The sequence below is a fragment of the Thauera sp. 63 genome (genome assembly GCF_000310165.2).
GTDB classification, from domain to species: domain Bacteria; phylum Pseudomonadota; class Gammaproteobacteria; order Burkholderiales; family Rhodocyclaceae; genus Thauera; species Thauera humireducens.
Genome location: NZ_AMXC01000002.1, coordinates 187,022 through 206,107 on the forward strand (window position 1 = coordinate 187,022; position 19,086 = coordinate 206,107).

Here is a 19,086-nt window from a genome sequence, read left to right on the forward strand (position 1 = left end):
CTTGTGGGTTCTTGGGGCTCGGGCCGTTCAGGCCTGAAGGCGGTCGGGGTGGTCGGCAAACCACTGCCGTGCGATGTCGGCGTCGAGTGCAATCTGGGTGCGCAGGGCGTCGAGCGATTCGAACTTGCGCTCGGCACGCAGCTTGTGCAGGAAGTGCACGCGGATGTGGGCGCCATAGCAGCTCTGCGTCCAGTCGAAGAGATGCACTTCCAGACGCGCGCGTCCTGCGGATGTCGCGGTGGGACGAACGCCGATGTTCGCCACCCCGGCGATGCGCTTGCCGGCTAGTCCTTCGACGCCCACTGCATAGACGCCGGTGAGCGCCGGCCGGCGGTGCTTCATCTGGATGTTGGCGGTCGGGAAGCCCAGCTGGCGACCGATCTTGTCGCCATGGCTGACGCGGCCGGCAATGCTGTAAGGGCGCCCGAGCAGGCGCGCGGCATGCTCCAGGTCGTCCTCGCCGAGCGCGTCGCGTACCGCGGAGCTCGATACACGCTCGCCCTGGACGCCGAGCGTCGGCATGGATTCGACCCCGAAGCCATGTCTGTCGCCCGCCGCCTGCAGCATCGCGAAGTTGCCCTGACGGCGCGCGCCGAAGCAGAAGTCGTCGCCGACGAAAAGGTGGCGCACACCCAACCCACGGACCAGCGTGTCCTCGATGAAGGCTTGCGCGGTCTGCGATGCAAAGCGGGCGTCGAAGCGGCACACGTAGGTACGGTCGACACCTGCCGCGTCCAGCAGCAGCAGCTTCTCGCGCAGCGAGGCGAGGCGGGCGGGGGCGTCGGACGGGCTGAAGTACTCACGCGGGTGCGGTTCGAATGTGAGCACGACAGCCGGCAGGCCGAGCGAACGCGCCTTGTCGGTGAGTAGCTTGAGCAGCGCCTGATGGCCGAGGTGGACACCATCGAAGTTGCCGATGGTCAGCACCGCGGCGGTGTCGGCTCGCTCGGGAATCCCGCGAAAAACCCGCATAAGCGCCTGAAAAAAGCGGCAATTATAACGGCAAAGCGCGACCGTGCGGGCTTGCCGCGGACCGCGTCGGTTGCGACAGGGTCCGCAGGCCGCGGGGTGTTCAGCCGAGTTGGGCGACGCGCGTCGTACCCGCTGGCGGGTTGGTCTCGAAGTAGCGCCGGATTCCGCGCAGCAGGGCGTTGGCCATTTTTTCCTGGTAGGCCTCGTCGTTCAGGCGGCGCTCTTCCTGCGGGTTGCTTATGAAGGCCGTCTCGACGAGCACCGAGGGGATGTCCGGCGCCTTCAGGACCGCGAAGCCCGCCTGTTCGACATCCTGCTTGTGCAGGCGGTTGATGCCGCCGATCTCGCCGAGCATGGCGCGGCCGAGCTTGAGGCTGTCGTTGATCGTCGCGGTCTGCGACAGATCGAGCAGGGTGCGGGCGATGTGGCCGTCCTGGCGGGCGAGATTGACGCCACCAACGAGGTCGGCGTCGTTTTCCTTTTGCGCCAGCCAGCGTGCCGCGGTACTCGAGGCGCCGCGCTCGGACAGCACGTAGACCGAGCTGCCGTTGGCCTCGGGTTTGACGAAGGCGTCGGCGTGGATGGACACGAAGAGGTCGGCACGCACGCGGCGCGCGCGCGTGACACGCTGCTGCAGCGGCACGAAATAGTCGCCGTCGCGCGTCAGCACCGCGCGCATGTTCGGTTCGGCGTCGATCTTGCGCTTGAGGCGGCGGGCGATGGAGAGCGTGACGTTCTTCTCGTAGCTGCCCGCGGCGCCGATCGCACCCGGGTCTTCGCCGCCGTGGCCCGGATCGAGCACGACGGTAAACAGGCGATTGACGTTCGGGTCGGCGCGGCGGGCGGTGCTGCGTTCCGCCGGCGGATTCCCGTTGTCGGAAACGCTGGCCTGGGCGCTGTCCTGGCCAGCGTCGCCCGCCGCGGCGTCCATCGGCGAATCCTTCATGATCAGCGCCAGCAGCGGGTCGTGCTCCTCGGTCGAGTGCAGGTCGAGCACCAGACGGTGGCCGTAGTTGCCGACCGGTGCAAGGGTGAACACCTGCGGATTCACCGGCGCTTTCAGTTCGACCACCACGCGCACGACACCGGGGCGGTTCTGGCCCGCGCGGATCAGGCGGATGTACGGGTCGGACTCCATGACCTTGGAGGGCAGGGACTGCAGCACGCTGTCGAGGTGAACGCCCTCGAGGTCGACCACCAGTCGGTCGGGGTCGGGCACCAGCATGTGGCTATAGCGCAGGGTGGTCGAGCCCTCGAGCGTGATGCGGGTGTATTCGGCCGACGGCCAGACGCGAACGGCGAGCAGGCTGGCCGGCGCTGCGTGGCCGACAGGGCTGACCAGCATGGCCAGCGTCGCCCCGGCGAACTTGAGCAGGCGACGACGATCGATGCCCTGCGCAAGCGCAGCATCCGGCTCCGTCAGGACGCCGGGTCCGCGCCCCGCAATGCTTTCCCCAGTTCGATCACGCATGTCCGCCCCGCATCCGTATTGCCATCGATCTCCACAAACCGCCCGGAATCATGGGTTTCGAGCCGGATTTCGAGGTCAGGCGGCGGCAGATAGGGGGCGGCTTTGTCCGGCCATTCCACTACACATACGCCCTGACTCGCGAAGTATTCGTCCAGCCCCGCGTCCAGATATTCTTCGGGCGAATTGAAGCGATAAAAATCAAAGTGATATAAGTCTAATCTAGAAACAACGTAAGGTTCAATCAAGGTGTATGTCGGACTTTTCACCTTGCCTTCGTGACCAAGTGCCCGCAGCAGCCCGCGCGTGAGCGTCGTCTTGCCCATGCCGAGGTTGCCCTGCAGCCAGATTCTGAGCCCCGGACGCAGGGTGGCGGCCAGTGCGGCGCCGATGGCTTCGGTGTCGGCTTCGGCGGGCAAGTGCGCGCGGAGGCGGGCGCCGCTATCATCGGCGGCCTTGAGCAACTCGATCATGGAATCCTCTCGTTGATGGCTGAAAACGCGGCGGCAGACGGCATGGCGGGTGCCGATGGCACCCCGTTCGACGGGGCCGCCCTGCTGGCCCGCATCCGCCAGTGGGCGGCGGAACTCGGTTTCGGCGCCGTCGGCGTCGCGGACACCGACCTGCACGAGGCCGAGCCCGGGCTCACGGCATGGCTGGATGCCGGTTTTCACGGCGGGATGGATTATATGGCGCGCCACGGCATGAAGCGTGCGCGTCCGGCCGAACTGGTGCCCGGAACCCTGCGCGTGATCAGCCTGCGGCTCGACTACTGGCCCGACGCCGCCGATGCCGGAGCGAACCTGGCCGATGGCCAGCGTGCCTACGTTTCGCGCTATGCACTGGGGCGCGACTACCACAAGGTCTTGCGCAACCGGCTGCAGAAGCTGGCCGAGCGGATCGCCGCCGAGGTGCCGCACGCGTACCGCGTGTTCACGGACTCGGCGCCGGTACTCGAGGTCGAGCTGGCCAGTCGCAACGGGCTGGGCTGGCGCGGCAAGCACACCTTGCTGCTGGATCGCAGCGCCGGCTCCTATTTCTTCCTCGGTGAGATCTTCACCGACCTGCCGCTGCCGGTCGATGCGCCGGTCGAACCGCACTGCGGTCGCTGCACCGCCTGCATCGACGCCTGTCCGACCGGCGCCATCGTCGCGCCCTACCAGGTCGACGCGCGGCGCTGCATCTCCTATCTGACGATCGAACTGCATGGCCCGATTCCCGAGGCGCTGCGCCCGTCGCTGGGCAATCGCATCTATGGCTGCGACGACTGCCAGCTGGCGTGCCCGTGGAACCGCTTCGCACGCCTGACGGCGGAGGGCGACTTCGCGCCGCGTCATGGCCTGGACACTGCGCGCCTCGTCGAACTGTTCGCCTGGAGCGAGGCGGTGTTTGCCGAACGCACTGCCGGCAGCCCGATCCATCGCATCGGTCACGAACGCTGGCTGCGCAACATCGCGGTGGCGCTGGGCAACGCGCCGGCCGCGCCGGATGTGCTCGCCGCCTTGCAGGCGCGCGCCGACCATCCCTCGGCCCTGGTGCGCGAACACGTGGCATGGGCGCTGGCGCGGCATGGCGCGCCCCTTGCCAGCTAGGAGTCTGCGCGGCAGAACTCCAGAGCGTGTTTTTTAGCAGAACGATTGGCGAACCGAGAGGTGCGGCAAGAGACTGAGGCCGTGGTTAAGTTGCTTTGCGACGTCGCGGCGCGCATGCCGGACGGCAACGGGGACAGGTTTGCCCCCTTTTCCCGTCATGCCGTCCTCAATGTGCTCATCCTGCGCAGGTTCAGCGCCATACAGACGAGCTTCCACTCCGCTTTGACGCGCTCCAGGCCCCGCAGGCTGAACTGCCGGAATCCCAACACGTTCTTGATCCAGCCGTTGGGCGGTTCGGCGATCCATTTCCGTTTTCGGTAGGCGCTCTTGCCCGCCTCGCTCTCGAGCTTGTCGGCCATCTGTGCGGTGTGCGGATTGCGTTCGCGGTCGAAACCGAGTCGGCGCTTGCCTTCCCGGCCCAGCGCCACCACCAGTTCGGTCCCGCACCCGTCGAGTTCCCGGAACGTTTGCTCCGAGCGGTAGCCGGTGTCGGCCAGCGCCTGGCGCGGTCGTTGTTCGACGTTGTCGCGCACGGCCTGCAGTACCCCCGCCAGTTGCCCGGCGTCGCTGGCGTTGTTGGTCAGTTCGGCCGCCACGATGATGTGGGCGGTCTCGTCGACCGCCGTCTGGGCGTTGTAGCTCGGATCGAACCCGCCGCCGGCGCGCTTCATGATGCGGCTGTCCGGATCCGTGAAGTTCTCCTGCGCCTTGTCCTCGGGCACTCCAAAGTCGCGCTTGTAGCGCCCGCCCTTCGGTTTGCCGTCACCGCCGCGCGGGCGACGGTCGTCATCGTCGCTGCGCCCGCGCGCCTGATCGGCCTCGCGCTGGCGCTGCTCGAGCCGCGCCCGGGCTTCAGCAATCGCCGTCAGCCGCGCCTCGCGCCGCGCGATCTCGGCCGGCACATCCAGCTCGGGCTCGTTCCGCTCGGCGTCGTCGGCGGCCTTGGCCCGATTGAGCAGCGCCTCGATCTGCCGTTTCAACTCGGCCTCCGCCTTCACCATATGGCCGTAACTCATCGCCTTGTGGCGGCTGGCGTTTGCCTTGACCTTGGTGCCGTCGATGGCCACCGTCCCGAGCTTGACCAGCCCCATCTCGCGGGCCAGTCGTACCACCTGCACGAACAACTCGCTCAGCTCCTTCAAATGGACAGCGCGAAAGTCGCTCAGCGTGCGGTGGGCCGGGAAGTTGTCTGCCGCCAGGACCCGGAACGCCACATCCTCGTGCAGCTTGCGCGCGATCTTGCGCGAACTGAACACGCCCGTGGCGTACGCATACAGCAGCACCTTGACCATCATGGCCGGATGAAACGGCTGGTTGCGCGGTCCGCCACCGGCATACCGGGCGTGGAACGCGCTCAGGTCCAACCCGTCGACCGCGTCGCTGATGAAGTACGCCAAGTGGCCTTCGGGTAGCCACTCCTGCAGCGCCTGGGGCAGCAGCATCTGCTGCTGCGGGCAATAGGGCAGATAGCTCGTCATCTCGACAGTCTACCGGCCCCGAAACGCCCGGGAGGACTTAACTCACCGACGCTTGGCTTCTGCCGCGCAGACTCCTAGAATCGCGCCCCTCAACTCACCGGATACCCGCATGGAAGACCGCCTCGAAGCGCTCGAAACCAAGATCATGTCGGCCGAGGATCAGCTCGACGAACTGAACCGCACCGTTTGGCGCCAGCAGCAGGAACTCGACCTGCTGCGCGAGCAGGTGCGACAGCTGGCACAGCAGGTCAAGACCATCCAGCCGGGCGCGCCGAACCGTCCGGAAGACGAGATCCCGCCGCACTGGTAGGACATCCGCGGAACGCCTCGGAGGCGGACGCACGCGCGTGTTCGCGACACCCTCGGCCGGGCCCGGGAGACCGGCAGGTGGCGGCACCCTTACCCTCGATCAAGTCCGGTTTGGCCTGAAACCCGCACGCCGACCGGGGTTTTAGGCCCTCTTGATTTTCATCAAAGCGGCGATTTTCCTGCTTGCGAAATTGCGCCACCGATTTCGTTTTCAGCCAGGAGAAGGGACCATGAAGTCAGCAGCTTTGAAGCAGTTCGGGGTGCTTGCGGTGTCGACGCTCGCGCTCGCATGTCAGGTGGCCTTCGCCGAGGCCCCGGCCGGACATGGCGATGCGGCGATGAAGGAGTACCAGGCCGGCGGCTCGCCGATGGCCGACGTGCCGATGCACCACGACATCAACCCGCTGGCGCCGCGCATGTCCGAGCCCGAGTTCGACAAGGCCAAGCGCATCTTCTTCGAGCGCTGTGCCGGCTGCCACGGCGTGCTGCGCAAGGGGGCGACCGGCAAGGCGCTGACGCCCGACATCACGCTGGAGAAGGGGCTCGAGTACCTGAAGGTCTTCATCAAGTACGGCTCGCCCGGTGGCATGCCGAACTGGGGTACGTCCGGTGTGCTGAGCGACGACGAGGTCGACCTGATGGCGCGCTACATCCAGCAGACGCCGCCGGCGCCGCCCGAGTACGGCCTCAAGGAAATGGAAGCGTCGTGGAAGGTCGTCGTCCCGGTCGAAAAACGTCCGACGAAGAAGATGAACGATCTCAATCTCGAGAACCTGTTCTCGGTGACGCTGCGCGATGACGGCAAGATCGCGCTGATCGACGGCGACAGCAAGAAGATCGTCAGCGTTCTCGAGACCGGCTACGCGGTGCACATCTCGCGCATGTCGGCCTCGGGCCGCTACCTGTTCGTGATCGGCCGCGATGCCAAGATCAACCTGATCGACCTGTGGATGGAGAAGCCGGACACGGTCGCGGAGATCAAGGTCGGCCTCGAGGCGCGCTCGGTGGAGAGCTCCAAGGCCAAGGGCTGGGAGGACAAGTACGCCATCGCCGGCACCTACTGGCCGCCGCAGTTCGTGATCATGGACGGCGACACGCTGCAGCCGCGCAAGATCGTCTCCACCCGCGGCATGGTCACCGGCACCCAGGACTATCACCCCGAACCGCGCGTGGCCGCGATCGTGTCCTCGCACTTCAATCCGGAATTCTTCGTCAATGTGAAGGAAACCGGCATGGTGTATTCGGTGGACTATCGCGACCTCGAGAACCTGAGCATCAGGATGATCGAGGCGGCGCCCTTCCTGCACGACGGGGGCTTCGAGTCCACGCACCGCTACTTCATGGACGCAGCCAACGCATCGGACAAGATCGCGGTCATCGATACCAAGGAAGGCAAGCTGGAGAAACTGGTCGACGTGGGCAAGGTGCCGCACCCGGGCCGTGGCGCGAACTTCGTCGATCCGAAGTTCGGCCCGGTATGGGCCACCGGCCACCTGGGCGACGAGACGATCTCCTTGATCGGCACCGATCCGCACCAGCACCCGGACAATGCCTGGAAGGTGGTGCGCACGCTGAAGGGCCTGGGGGGCGGATCGCTGTTCCTGAAGACGCATCCGACGTCGAAGAACCTGTGGGCCGACACCACGCTGAACCCGGACGAGAAGATCAGCCAGTCGGTTGCCGTGTGGGACATCGACAACATCGACAAGGGCTACGAGCTGATCCCGATCGGCGAGTGGTCCGGCGTCAAGGCCGGCCCGAAGCGCGTCGTGCAGCCGGAATACAATAAGGCGGGCGACGAGGTCTGGTTCTCGGTCTGGAATGGTGCGGACCAGGAGTCGGCGATCGTCGTCGTCGATGACAGGACGCGCAAGCTCAAGGCCGTGATCCGTGATCCCAGGTTGATCACGCCGACGGGCAAGTTCAACGTCTACAACACGCAACACGACGTGTACTGAGGCGCCTGCGAGTCCCTCGGGGGAGAGGGTAGCCCCTCCCCGGATTGCTCAGTCCGTCGCCTTGCCGAACCATCTAGAGGTGTCGTTGAAGTGATCGCCCCAACGAGGGACGCCCTTTGGGCGCAACGCAAGCTGCTGGCGGCCGAGCCGCTCTTTGCCGGCCTGCCGGCGGCCTTGTTCGACGAACTGGCGGTGGGTAGCCGCGTGCTCGAACTGAACGCGCAGAGCCTGCTCTACCGTGCCGAGGAACCGATCCGCGAGGCCTTCGTGCTGGCCAGCGGCAGCGTGGCGCGCGAGCACCTGCTGCCCACCGGCAACGAGAAGGTGCTGGAACTGGCGCAGGCGCCGCAGGTGCTCGCGCTCGGCGAACTGCTGGCGCGCACGCATTACGGCGCATCGTGCAGGGCGCTCGCCCACAGCGTCGTCGTTGCGATCGACATCCGCCGCCTGCGCGGGGCCATCCAGAAGGACCCTGCGCTGAGCTGGCGGATCGTGCAGACGCTGGCGAAGCGCCAGTGCGCGATCGAGTTCGACGTTTCCGGCCACCATTCGGGGGCCACCGGCGCACAACGCATCCTCGACTACCTGCTCGCGCAGGCAGGGGATCGCATCGGTCTCGCCGGCGAGACCACGGTCGTGCTGAAGGCCAGCAAGAAGATTATTGCAGCCCGCATCGGCATGACCCCCGAGTCCTTTTCACGCAGCCTGCGCCAGCTCAGCGACCAGGGTGTGGTCGTCGTCGAGGGGCGCAAGGTGCACGTCCAGCACGCCGCGCTGAGCGATATCGAAACCGGCAAGTCGGGCCAGCGCCTGCGCTTCGTGCGCAAGGGCAAGGCCCAGGGCGCGCCGTCCGGTGCGCGTATCGCGCCCGGGGCACTGGTCAACCTGTGCGGCCGCTGTCGCATGTTGTCGCAGCGCATGGCTATCGCCTGGGCGCTGATCGCGGCCGGCCTGTCGGTCGAGAAGGCCGCGGTGCGCCTGCGGCGGCTGGTGCACGAGTTCGAGCGCGTGCTGGCCCGTCTCGAGGCGCTGGGGATGCCCGATCTCCTGGAGTCGGGGCGCGTGGCCGTGGTCGAGGCCTGGCCCGATTACCGTGCCGCGCTGGCCGAGGACGGCGCGACGCCAGCGCGGGCGAAGCGGGTGCTTGCCGCCAGCGAAACCGTGCTCGATGCGGCCGACCGGCTCACCAGCGCGGCCGAGCAGGCGTTCGGGCTGCCGGACGCGCATTACGTCAATGTGGCCGGTCGCAACCGCATGTTGTCGCAGCGCATCTGCAAGCTGTTCGTGTTTCGCGAGTGGGTGGCCGAGCCGGCGCGCATCCAGGATGAGATCGACGCGGCGACCGGTGAGTTCGAACGCAACCTCGACGAACTGCGCCACAGCGGGCGGCGCCTTCCCGAACTGTCTGGGCAGCTGCAGGAAGTGTCGGACCAGTGGCAGCGCTTCCTGCGTGCGCTGGCGCCCGATGTCATGCGCGTGCAGCGCGCGCAGCATGTGCGGGCGGTGGTCGGCGAGGCCGATCGGCTGCTGCGCCATGTGGATACCGCCGTGAAGCTCTATGAGCGGCTGACGCCGGCGCCGGCCGCCTAGGGCATGACACGGCGCGGGCCAACGGGGCGCATCAGACCAGCGCGCCCGTCAGCCGTGCGAGCATGTCGCCGAAGGCGCTGGTGAGGATCACCAGGATCGGCATGCCGTAGCAGAAGCCGTGCATCGCCAGCCGGATGCCGCGCCGGGCCGTCGGCAGTTCGAGGAAACGGTCGCACACGATGCGGACCTTGATGCCCATCACCAGCGCGACCAGCACGGTGACGCCGAAGCCGGTGTCCGGGCTGCCGCCGAGCGCGGCGCCGACCACGCTCAGCACGACCAGTCCCAGCCAGGCGAGGTCGAGCTTGCGGATCTCGTTCATGGCATCGTCTCCAGGCTCAGCGCAGCACGTAGAACAGCGGAAAGATCATTAGCCAGATGATGTCCGTCGCGTGCCAGTAGCAGGCAAAGGCCTCCAGTCCCGAATGCTCGTCGGCCGAGTAGGAGCCGGTGCCGGTGCGCAGCATCACCCAGATCAGGCCGAGCAGTCCCCAGAACACGTGGATCAGGTGGTTGAAGGTCAGGTAGTAGTAGGTGACGATGAATACGCCGGCATCGCCGTCGAGACCGTGGGCGAGGTTCCAGCGCACTTCGAACAGCTTGATCACCGGGTAGCCGAGACCGAACACGAACGCGCCCAGCAGCCAGCGCAGGCTCGCCTTCCGGCGTCCGGCGCGCATGGCGTGCACTGCGCGTGCCACGCACCAGCCGCTGGTCAGCAGCATCAGCGTGTAGCCGGTGCCGGCCAGCAGCGACAGTCGCTCCGGGCCGGCGCGGAAGACCTCGGGGTGATGCGCGCGTGCGATGAAGTACACCGCGAACATCAGCGCGAATTCGGTCACCTCGCAGAAGATGCCGACCCACATCGCCTTGCTGCCCGGGATGCGGCCGGGGGCGGGTGGAGCGTCGGGCAGGGTGGCGGCGTACGACACGGGAGGGGCTTGAAGGCTGGATCGGAAAGGCATTCTCGCGCGGCCGCGGCGGCGCTGCCTTGATGCAGGGTAAATTGCGCGTCGCAATGCGATACTGGCGGCTCTCCGCAACAAGGATGCACGGACGTGAAGATCTTCCTGCTCGGCGCGCTGGGCGCCGCCCTGGCATTGCCGCTTTGCGCGCAGGCCGAGACCGTCGGCGCTGTCGATACCGCATTCAAGCTCATCGGGCGCAATCACCAGGTGGTGGTCGAGGTGTTCGACGACCCCAAGGTGAAGGGCGTGTCGTGCTACGTGTCGCGTGCGCGGACCGGTGGCATCAAGGGGACACTGGGCCTTGCCGAGGACACGGCCGATGCCGCGGTTGCCTGCCGCCAGGTGGGTGAGATCACCCTGCTGGAACCGTTGGACAAGCAGGAGGAGGTGTTCTCCGAGCGCGCGTCGATCCTGTTCAAGAAGGTGCGCATCGTGCGCATGGCCGATGCCAGGCGCAACACGCTGGTGTATCTCGTCTATAGCGACAAGCTGATCGACGGCAGCCCGCAGAACAACGTCACCGCCGTGCCGCTGCCGGCCAGCGTGCCGCTTAAGTTGCGCTGATGGACGGTCGCTTCGTCTGTCTCAGGCGGCGGCGACTTCCTGCAGGCTGCACTTGGCGACGCCGAATTCGGTGTTCACCAGCAGCGGGTAGCGGGCACCGCTGAAGCGGCCGTAGTGGCCGATGTTGTAGCCCACCACGCAGCCGGCGACGTGGCCGACCAGGACTTCGCGTCCGACACGGTAACCCGCATGGATTGCGCGGTTGATCGCGATCTCTACGCCGTCGGGGCAGATGGGGTCGTGGGGTTGGTGGCGCGAACCCTCCACGATCAGGAGGTCTTGGGAGCGCATGATGGCCTCTGGGTCCTTGTGTTGAAGCGCGGATTTCGCGCCTGTCTTGTCTGACTCAATGTTAATCCCCGATGCCGTTCGACTGCGTGTGAGCCCTGTCACGGAGCGGCGCATGCAGTCTGCGCGGGCGGGGAGGCCGGTTTCGACCTCGGGCTGTCCGCGGGCCGGGGCCCTTTGCTAGCATCTGGGCAGGAAACGGCGGGAGGCAGAGGCGTGGACGACACGGACGAGCATCGGAAGGGGGTGTCGGCGTCTCACGGTGGCGGAGTGTCCGGCGCCCGGCGCGACGGCATGGGACCGGACGAGACGGCGGGGCACTATCTCGTTGCCAACGTGCCGCGTGCCCGGCGCGGGCAGACGGTGGCCGAGGTGCTGACCCAACTTATCGCGCATGCCCACGACTGCATGGACGTCGTGTGCGTGCTCGATGACGACGAGCGTCTGGTGGGCGTGCTGACCCTGGCCGCCCTGTTCGCGCTGGAGCGGGACCGCCGTCTCGGCGACGCGGTGCAGCCGGGGTTTCCCAAGGTGCACGCCACGACCGACCAGGAACGGGTGGCCTCGCTGGCGCTGCACCATGCCATCAGCGCAATCCCGGTGGTCGATGCGAAGGGCAAGCTGCTGGGCGTGGTGCCCTCAGCAGCGCTGATGCACATCCTGCGCCGCGAACACGTCGAGGACCTCCACCGGTTCGCCGGCATCGCGCGCGAGACCACGCTTGCGCGCGAGGCGATCGAGGCGCCGCCCTTGCGCCGGTTGCGTCACCGCCTGCCGTGGCTGCTGCTCGGGCTGGCGGGCAGCATGCTGGCGACGCTGATCATGTCGCGTTTCGAAGGGGCGCTTGCGATCGATCCGGCGATTGCGTTCTTCGTCCCGGGCCTCGTCTATCTGGCCGACGCCATCGGCACGCAGACCGAGGCCGTCGCGGTGCGCGGCTTGTCGCTGAGCCATGCCCGCATGCGCACCATCATCGGCGGCGAGGCGCGCACCGGCGTGCTGATCGGTCTGGTCATGGGCGGGCTGACCTTTCCCGCCGTGTGGCTCGTGTTCGGCAGCGTCCACCTGGCGGTTGCGGTCGCGGTGGCACTGGTGGTGGCCGGCGGCATCGCCACGACCGTGGGGCTGGTGCTGCCCTGGTTGCTCGGTCGCTTCGGCAGCGATCCCGCCTACGGCAGCGGGCCGATGTCCACCATCATCCAGGACCTCCTGACGCTGCTGACCTATTTCGTCGTGGTCAGCCTGATCGTCGGCTGACGGCAAGGGACTGCGGCAGGCACCGGCGTTCAGCCGGCCAGGCGTGCGCCGAGTTCGAGCACCTCGGCCGGGATGTCGCGCGGCGCGCCCGCGGGTGTGGCGGCTGCGCTGCGGATCAGGCGCGTGACCACGGGCTCCAGGGGCAGGGAGGCGCCGAAGTGCAGCGGTGTGCCGTGGTGGAAGATCGCGAGCGTCGGGAAGCTGTCGAGTTCGATGTCGCCCACCAGCTCGGCATCGTCCTCGATGTCGGCCCAGGCGAACACCATCTCGGGATGGGCGAGCGCGATGCGCTCCAGCACGGGCTGGAACTCGCGGCAGGTTCCGCACCAGTCGGCGCAGAGCGCGATGACGATCACCGGCCCGTCGGCAAGGCGCGGGTGAGCGGGAAGGCTCTGGATCGGGTGCAGGGCGGACATGGGGGCGGGGCTCAGTTCCGTGCTGCTGCGGTCTTGTCGCTGCCCGGCTTGCTCGGGAAGAAACTGACCTTCTGGGCCACCACGGTGTCGCGCATCTTCGCGATGTGCGGCTTCATCGCGCCGACGACGTGCATCTCGCAGCGCTTGCAGTCGAAGCGCAGGGTCAGCGTCTCGTTGCCGTTGACCAGCTGCATCGGGTCGGGGCGGATGCCTTTCACTTCCTTCGGGCACAGGTTGAAGCTGTAGCGCAGGCAGTGCTTGGTGATCATCAGCGAGACGTCGTCGGTCTCCTGGTTCTCTTCGAAGGCCGCGTCGATGAGCTTGACGCCGTGCCTGGCGTAAAAGGCGCGCGCCTTGTCGTTGAGCACGTTGGCGAGGTAGCTCAGCGCGTCCTGCGGGTAGGGCACCGGCGGCTCGACCGCGGCGGCGCGCGGCGGGCGCGCGTGGGTCGCGATGCGGGCGGCTTCCAGGCGTTCCACGGCCTCGCGGCGCAGCGCGTTGAGCTGGCCGGCGGGCAGGAAGGGCACGGTGGGCAGGTCGAGCGTGACCGCGTCGAGGGTGAAGATGGTGTTGCCCAGCTTGCCGAGGTGCTCGTGCAGCGTGGCGAGCGCGCGCTCGGCGTTCTGCGCCGGCTCGAGGGCGGCGGCGAGCGTCGCGGTGGCGCTGACGCCGTCCTCGTCGCGCAGCGTCAGCGCCAGGCCGTCACCGGTGACGGCGAGCTGCGCGTCGACGCGGATGCGGCGCTCGGCGGACTTCTTTTCCAGCGCACGCTCGAACGCGTGGTCGTGGTTGCGGAACACCGAGGTGCCCGGCACCAGTTCGGCCGGCAGCGCGTCGGACGGGAAGATGCGGTCGATGCCCTCGCCGCCGCCGTTGGGCTCCGAGCGGTTCACCCGCAGGCCGGTGAGTTCGCCCTTGGGCGTGTACCAAGTCAGGCCGTCGGCGTTGTGGATGGGCGAGCTGCGCTCGACGTCGAAGAACTTGCGGCCCTTGGTGTCGATCTTCGTCACCCTGCCGATCGGCTCGCCCACGAACTTGGGCGACTCGAAGGCCTCGATGCCGTGCTGGCGATCGTTGGCGAAGTAGTCGGTGTAGCCGCGGTTGAAGGTCTTGTCCGCCTGTGGGGTGAACAGGAAGGTGGTGCGACCGCTCGAGGCGCGGCGATACGCCGGGCCGTCGGCGTCCGGGTGCTCGATGATCTCGTCGAGCAGTGTGCGGTAGTGCGCGGTGATGTTCTTGACGTAGGAGAGGTCCTTGTAGCGGCCCTCGATCTTGAACGAGCTGATGCCGGCCGCGGCCAGCGCGCGCAGGTTGGCGCTCTGGTTGTTGTCCTTCATCGACAGCATGTGCTGCTGGCTGGCGATGGTGTTGCCGTCCTTATCCTTGAGGTCGTAGGGCAGGCGGCAGGCCTGCGAGCATTCGCCGCGGTTGGCGCTGCGCCCGGTGTGGGCGTGGCTGATGTAGCACTGGCCGGAAAACGCCACGCACAGTGCGCCGTGCACGAAGTACTCAAGTTGGCAGGTGGTGGCCGCGGCGATCTTCTTCACGTCATTGAGCGACAGTTCGCGCGCCAGCACGATCTGCGAGAAGCCCACGTCCTGCAGGAAGCGCGCCTTGCTGGCGTCGCGGATGTCGGTCTGCGTGCTGGCATGGAGCTGGATTGGCGGCAGGTCGAGCTCGAGCAGGCCCATGTCCTGCACGATCAGCGCGTCGACGCCCGCATCGTAGAGCTGCCAGATGAGCTTGTGCGCCGGTTCCAGTTCGGCATCGAACAGGATGGTGTTGGTGGCGACGAAGACCTCGGCGTGGTAACGGTGAGCGTGCTGCACCAGGCGGGCGATGTCTTCCACCGTGTTGTCCGCCGAAGAGCGTGCGCCGAAGGCCGGGCCGCCGATGTACACCGCATCCGCGCCGTGGTTGATGGCCTCGATGCCGAAGTCGGCGGTCTTGGCCGGGGCGAGGAGCTCGAGGGTGTGACGGGGATGGCTCATGGGGGCGGCTCGGGCGCGTGTCTGTCGCAAGCGCTTGATTGGAAAGGGCGCGATGATAGCAATAGGCCCGGTTCTTGACGAGCGGACCGTGTCTCAGCGCCGCTGGCTGCGCAGCCAGGCCGGCAGCAGCACGAGCAGCCCGACCGCATCGGCGAGCCAGTCCCAGGGGTCGCCGAAACGGTGCCCGGTCTGGGACTGGGCCAGCTCCATCGCTGCGCCGTACAGCAGGAGGCCGAGGGCGATGGCGACCGGTCTCGTCGGCCACGCCAACAGCGCGAACAGCGCCAGCGCGGCGAACAGGACGGCATGCTCGATCTTGTCCTGCCACGACACGAGCCTGGCCACATCCGGCGCGGGCATCAGGGCGAGCCAGAATACGGCGACCAGCGCGAGCACGAAGGCGATTCGAATCAGGGTGCGAACGGATGAGGTCATGAAGAGTCCTAGAATCGTTCCCGAACGCCAGGCGGTTCGGGGTGCGTGGGCCGCGGGCGGGGCCGAGGCCGGCGAAAAGCGCCGCTAACAGGGAGGAGCGCATGATGAAGATCATTCACAGGATTGTCCTGTCGGCGGGGCTGGTGTTCGGCCTGAGTCTGTCCGTGGCGGGCTGGGCGACGGACCGGGTGCTTCAGTCGGAAACGGGGCCCCTGCGTGTGACCGAAGTTGCGCACGGGCTCGATACGCCCTGGGCGCTGGCCTTCCTGCCGGATGGCCGGCTGCTCGTGACCGAGCGGCCAGGGCGCATGCGGCTCGTCGCACGCGACGGGTCGCTGTCCGCACCCATTGCCGGTGTGCCACCGGTGCATGCCCGCGGACAAGGCGGTTTGCTCGACGTGGCGCTCAGTCCGGACTTCGGCACTGACCGGACGATCGTGTTTTCGTTCGCCGAACCGACCGCGGGCGGTGCCCGTACCGCAGTGGCGCGGGCACGGCTGGACCTCGAGCGGCTGAGGCTGGAGGACGTCAAGGTCATCTTCGCGCAGAACGAAGACCCCTCGGGCAGCCACCACTGGGGCTCGCGTCTGGTGTTCGACCGCGCGGGCAACCTCTTCGTGACGCTGGGCGACCGCTTCCATTCGCGCGACCGTGTGCAGGCGCTGGACAGCCACATCGGCAAGGTCGTCCGCATCCGGCCCGATGGCAGCGTACCGGCCGACAACCCCTTTGTGGAGCGGGAGGGCGCGCGGCCCGAGGTGTGGTCCTACGGCCACCGCAACGTGCAGGGCGCCGCGCTGCATCCGGTGACCGGCGAGCTGTGGGCGCACGAGCACGGCCCCCAGGGCGGCGACGAGCTCAACCGCGTCCTGCCCGGGCGCAACTACGGCTGGCCGGACATCACCTACGGGCGCGAATACGTGATCGGCACGAAGATCGGCGAGGGCACGACACGGCCGGACGTGGAGCCGCCGGTGACGCAATGGACGCCGTCGATCGCGCCCTCGGGCATGAGCTTCTACACCGGCGATGTGTTTCCGCAGTGGAAGGGGAATCTTTTCGTTGGCGCGCTCAAGTTCCAGTTGATCGCGCGCCTGGTGCTCGACGGCGACAGGGTGGTGCACGAGGAGCGCATCGAACTGGGCCACCGCGTGCGCGACGTGCACGAGGGGCCGGACGGCCGGCTGTGGCTGCTGGACGAGAGCGGCGGGCGCGTGTTGCGGATCGACCCGGCCTGAGCCGGCGTGAAGCCAGGTCCGCCGCTCGTCAGCCGGCCTGCTTGATTGCCATCACCGCCTGGTTGCGCAGGGTACGCAGCAGGGCCAGCTCCTGCTCGCTGATCTCGATCTCGCCGGCATTGTCCTTGTCGGCGTAGATCATTCCCACCGGCCGGCCCTTGATCATCAGCGGGAACAGCACGAAGGTGCGCGAGGGCACGTTTCTCCGGTACCAGGCGGGGATGCGCGCGGCGATCTTCGCCTCGTCGATGTCCTCGATCAGGATGTCCACCCCCTTCGCCGTGGCGACGTTGAAGACGTTGTCCGGGTGGGCCGACAGGCTGAAGCGCAGGTGACGGGCGAGTTCGGTCGCGCCGGGGCCGAAGCCGAAGCGGCCGGTCATCTCGTTGCTGCGCGCATCGCGCACGCACAGCAGCACGCGCTTGAAGCCCATCGCGCGGTACATCGTCTCGAGGATGATGCGCAGCACGTCGTTGAGCTTGAAGTCCTCGACCAGCGTATTGCTGATGTCCTGGATGCCCGAGCTGAGCACGGCCTGCGGGTCGGCCGGTTTCTCGCCGGCCAGCGCCGCTTCGGCCACCGACTTCTGTTCGAGCACCGCCTCCGAAGGCATCTGCGTCTCGGTGGTCGCGTGCGGGTGGATCAGGGTCTCCTCGCTGTCGAAACTTGCGAGATTGCGGCCGATGCGGGTCTGGCGCAGGTTGATCTTGATGATCTGGGCGAAGTTCTCGATCTCCTGCACCGCGGCCTGCATGAGCTCGCGCACCGCCTTCAGCTCGACCGGCACCGCATCGGCAAAGCGACCCGCGATGGCTTTCATCGCCTTGTCGCGTTCGGCCGGGGCGAGGTGCGCGACCGCGTCGCAGTATTCGTTGGCAACCGCCGACAAGGCGCGCAGCCGGTCTTCCTGGGTCGCCGGCCGGCGCACCGCGCCCGCGGGCAGCTTGCGCATGCTCTCGAGAATCACCTGCGGAAAGCCCCAGCTGCGTGCGAGGCCGATGCCCAGGTCCTCGAAGCTCACGCCCAGCACGCGCTGGGCGGCCACATCCTCGCGGTAGTCGTGCTGCGTCATCACGCGGCGGATGTCCTCGGACTCTTCCGGAAAGTAGTACTGGCACAGCAGACGCCCGAGGCTGTGGAAGATCGAACAGATGTAGGCCTGCTCGAGCTCGCGGGTCTTCATGTGCTTGGCGAGGTCGCGCGCGAACAGCCCCGCCAGGCAGGCTCGCAGGAACTCCTCGCGCAGCAGCGCCGCATGCGACTTGTTCTGCAGGTGCTCGAACAGCAGCACCGTGATGGCGATGTTGCGGACGGTGTCGAAGCCGAGCACGACCAGGGCGCGCGACACCGTGCTGATGCGTCCGCTCGCCGGGCGGTAATGCACCGAGTTCACCAGCCGCAGCAGCTTGTTCGTCAGCGAGAAGTCGCGCAGCACCAGGTTGGACAGGGTGTCGATGTTCTCGGCCTCGCTCGAGGCGATGCGGTTGATCGCCGCGACCGATTCGGAGAGTGCGGGGAAGTCGCCGCGGTGGCGCATGCGGCGCAGCAGGAAATCGACCGCGCCGGAGCCCGCCGGTGCGCTTGGTGCTTCCTGGGGATTGAGCCACGCGTCGAGGGCGACGCGGAAGTCCTCGGCGCTCTGGAAGCGGGCCGCAGGGTCGAGCGCCGCGGCGCGCAGGGCGATGGCCGCAAGCGCCTCGTCGACGTCCGGCGCGTCCTTCGGCAGCGTTACCGGCACGGTGGCGGCGAGCTGCAGGGCGCGCTGCGGGTCGCGTTCACGCATCACGCGGCGTCCGCTGATCATCTCCACCAGCATCACGCCGGCAGCGAACACGTCGTTGGACGGCGCGACCTGGCGGCTGCGGATGTACTCGGGCGCCATGTAGCCGGGCGTGCCCGACAGCGTGGTGCCGGCGGTGTCGGCGTCCAGGCGTTGCGCGATGCCGAAGTCCATGACCCGCGGCTTGCCGTCGACGTCGATCAGCACGTTGCTGGGCTTGAGGTCGCGATGGACGATGCCTTCGGCGTGGGCCGTCGACAGTGCGGTGAGGATGTCGATGCACAGCCGCGCGGCATCGGCCGCGGGCAGGGGGCCGCGCTGCTGGAGATGCGTGCCGAGGTTGTCGCCCGGCACGTACTCGAACACCAGGTAGACGTCGCCGGCTTCCTCGCCCGCCTCGAACACCGGGACGATGCCCGGATGGCGCAGGCGGCTGACGGCGCGCGCCTCGGCCAGCAATGCGGCGTTGTCACGCCGCTCGGCCGCGCTGAAATGCAAGGTCTTCACCGCCACCTCGCGCTCGAGCTGGGGGTCCCAGGCCAGGTAGACGATGCTCTGGGCGCCGCGCCCGAGTTCGCGTCGAATGTCGAATCGCCCGATCTTGCGTGTCATGGGTGTGGAGGAAGAAGGCCGGTTTGCGCAGCCGGCAGCGCAGTGTTGCTGGGTGCGGCACGCTATTACGTTTCGCCCGCGGCGTCCAGCGTGCGCATCCGCGTGCAGGACTGCAACCGGAATGACGCAGGATGTGTGCAATCATCCCGCCTTTGCGACGTTTTGGAAGA

At 67.5% G+C, this 19,086-nt stretch carries 18 protein-coding genes; 7 read left to right on the forward strand and 11 right to left on the reverse strand.

The window, feature by feature from the left end:
- Positions 1–27: 27 nt before the first annotated feature.
- The 3 genes from C664_RS03040 to tsaE all read right to left on the reverse strand — a co-directional run bounded on the left by C664_RS03040 (position 28) and on the right by tsaE (position 2,913).
- Positions 28–972, reverse strand: a complete 945-nt coding sequence (locus tag C664_RS03040) for a bifunctional riboflavin kinase/FAD synthetase (RefSeq protein ID WP_004253110.1) — start codon at positions 970–972, stop codon at positions 28–30.
- A gap of 100 nt (positions 973–1,072) precedes the next feature.
- The gene (locus C664_RS03045) at positions 1,073–2,443 is read right to left on the reverse strand and encodes an N-acetylmuramoyl-L-alanine amidase (protein ID WP_004253111.1); all 1,371 of its coding nucleotides are present in this window, start codon (positions 2,441–2,443) and stop codon (positions 1,073–1,075) included.
- Positions 2,392–2,913 carry a tRNA (adenosine(37)-N6)-threonylcarbamoyltransferase complex ATPase subunit type 1 TsaE gene (tsaE, locus tag C664_RS03050; protein WP_004253112.1) on the reverse strand — a complete coding sequence of 174 codons (522 nt, stop codon included), beginning with the start codon at positions 2,911–2,913 and terminating at the stop codon, positions 2,392–2,394. Before tsaE ends, C664_RS03045 begins: the two co-directional genes overlap by 52 nt.
- A 42-nt stretch (positions 2,914–2,955) precedes the next feature.
- Between tsaE and queG the strand changes: the two genes are divergently transcribed.
- Positions 2,956–4,032, forward strand: coding sequence for a tRNA epoxyqueuosine(34) reductase QueG (gene queG, locus C664_RS03055; RefSeq protein ID WP_232435061.1), 1,077 nt, complete (start codon positions 2,956–2,958; stop codon positions 4,030–4,032).
- A gap of 155 nt (positions 4,033–4,187) precedes the next feature.
- On the opposite strand, the gene C664_RS03060 is transcribed toward queG, so the two are convergent.
- Entirely contained in the window at positions 4,188–5,510 is a 1,323-nt protein-coding gene (locus C664_RS03060; protein WP_004251208.1) for an IS1182 family transposase, read from the reverse strand.
- Between the two features lie 109 nt (positions 5,511–5,619).
- Between C664_RS03060 and C664_RS03065 the strand changes: the two genes are divergently transcribed.
- From C664_RS03065 to C664_RS03075, 3 genes are all read left to right on the forward strand, one after another.
- Complete coding sequence (locus C664_RS03065; RefSeq protein WP_004253114.1) at positions 5,620–5,820, forward strand: SlyX family protein; 201 nt, start codon at positions 5,620–5,622, stop codon at positions 5,818–5,820.
- Between the two features lie 229 nt (positions 5,821–6,049).
- Positions 6,050–7,777, forward strand: coding sequence for a nitrite reductase (locus C664_RS03070; protein WP_004253115.1), 1,728 nt, complete (start codon positions 6,050–6,052; stop codon positions 7,775–7,777).
- A 90-nt stretch (positions 7,778–7,867) separates the two neighbouring features.
- Positions 7,868–9,367: a type IV pili methyl-accepting chemotaxis transducer N-terminal domain-containing protein gene (locus C664_RS03075; protein ID WP_004253118.1), complete on the forward strand. Its 1,500-nt coding sequence runs from the start codon at positions 7,868–7,870 to the stop codon at positions 9,365–9,367.
- Positions 9,368–9,398: 31 nt separating this feature from the next.
- On the opposite strand, the gene C664_RS03080 is transcribed toward C664_RS03075, so the two are convergent.
- Both C664_RS03080 and C664_RS03085 read right to left on the reverse strand, forming a co-directional pair.
- A complete protein-coding gene (locus C664_RS03080) occupies positions 9,399–9,689 on the reverse strand; it encodes a cytochrome C oxidase subunit IV family protein (RefSeq protein WP_004253119.1) in 291 nt (96 codons plus the stop codon).
- Positions 9,690–9,705: 16 nt separating this feature from the next.
- Positions 9,706–10,233 (reverse strand): cytochrome c oxidase subunit 3 family protein, encoded by a 528-nt coding sequence (locus C664_RS03085; RefSeq protein WP_004253121.1) that lies wholly within the window; start codon positions 10,231–10,233, stop codon positions 9,706–9,708.
- Positions 10,234–10,425: 192 nt separating this feature from the next.
- On the opposite strand from C664_RS03085, the gene C664_RS03090 reads away from it, so the two are divergent.
- Positions 10,426–10,899, forward strand: a complete 474-nt coding sequence (locus C664_RS03090; protein ID WP_004253123.1) for a CreA family protein — start codon at positions 10,426–10,428, stop codon at positions 10,897–10,899.
- Between the two features lie 21 nt (positions 10,900–10,920).
- On the opposite strand, the gene C664_RS03095 is transcribed toward C664_RS03090, so the two are convergent.
- A complete protein-coding gene (locus C664_RS03095) occupies positions 10,921–11,190 on the reverse strand; it encodes a hypothetical protein (RefSeq protein ID WP_004253126.1) in 270 nt (89 codons plus the stop codon).
- A gap of 213 nt (positions 11,191–11,403) precedes the next feature.
- Between C664_RS03095 and C664_RS03100 the strand changes: the two genes are divergently transcribed.
- Entirely contained in the window at positions 11,404–12,444 is a 1,041-nt protein-coding gene (locus tag C664_RS03100; protein WP_198291467.1) for a magnesium transporter, read from the forward strand.
- Positions 12,445–12,473: 29 nt separating this feature from the next.
- Here the strand turns inward: C664_RS03100 and C664_RS03105 are convergent, their stop codons facing one another.
- The 3 genes from C664_RS03105 to C664_RS03115 all read right to left on the reverse strand — a co-directional run bounded on the left by C664_RS03105 (position 12,474) and on the right by C664_RS03115 (position 15,286).
- Positions 12,474–12,860: a thioredoxin family protein gene (locus C664_RS03105; protein WP_004253131.1), complete on the reverse strand. Its 387-nt coding sequence runs from the start codon at positions 12,858–12,860 to the stop codon at positions 12,474–12,476.
- A gap of 11 nt (positions 12,861–12,871) precedes the next feature.
- The gene (locus tag C664_RS03110; protein WP_004253134.1) at positions 12,872–14,851 is read right to left on the reverse strand and encodes a peptidase U32 family protein; all 1,980 of its coding nucleotides are present in this window, start codon (positions 14,849–14,851) and stop codon (positions 12,872–12,874) included.
- A 93-nt stretch (positions 14,852–14,944) separates the two neighbouring features.
- A complete protein-coding gene (locus tag C664_RS03115; protein ID WP_004253137.1) occupies positions 14,945–15,286 on the reverse strand; it encodes a VanZ family protein in 342 nt (113 codons plus the stop codon).
- Positions 15,287–15,387: 101 nt separating this feature from the next.
- Between C664_RS03115 and C664_RS03120 the strand changes: the two genes are divergently transcribed.
- Positions 15,388–16,524, forward strand: a complete 1,137-nt coding sequence (locus C664_RS03120; RefSeq protein ID WP_004253147.1) for a PQQ-dependent sugar dehydrogenase — start codon at positions 15,388–15,390, stop codon at positions 16,522–16,524.
- 28 nt (positions 16,525–16,552) lie between these two features.
- On the opposite strand, the gene C664_RS03125 is transcribed toward C664_RS03120, so the two are convergent.
- Positions 16,553–18,916, reverse strand: a complete 2,364-nt coding sequence (locus tag C664_RS03125; protein WP_004253150.1) for a serine/threonine protein kinase — start codon at positions 18,914–18,916, stop codon at positions 16,553–16,555.
- Between the last annotated feature and the right edge of the window lie 170 nt (positions 18,917–19,086).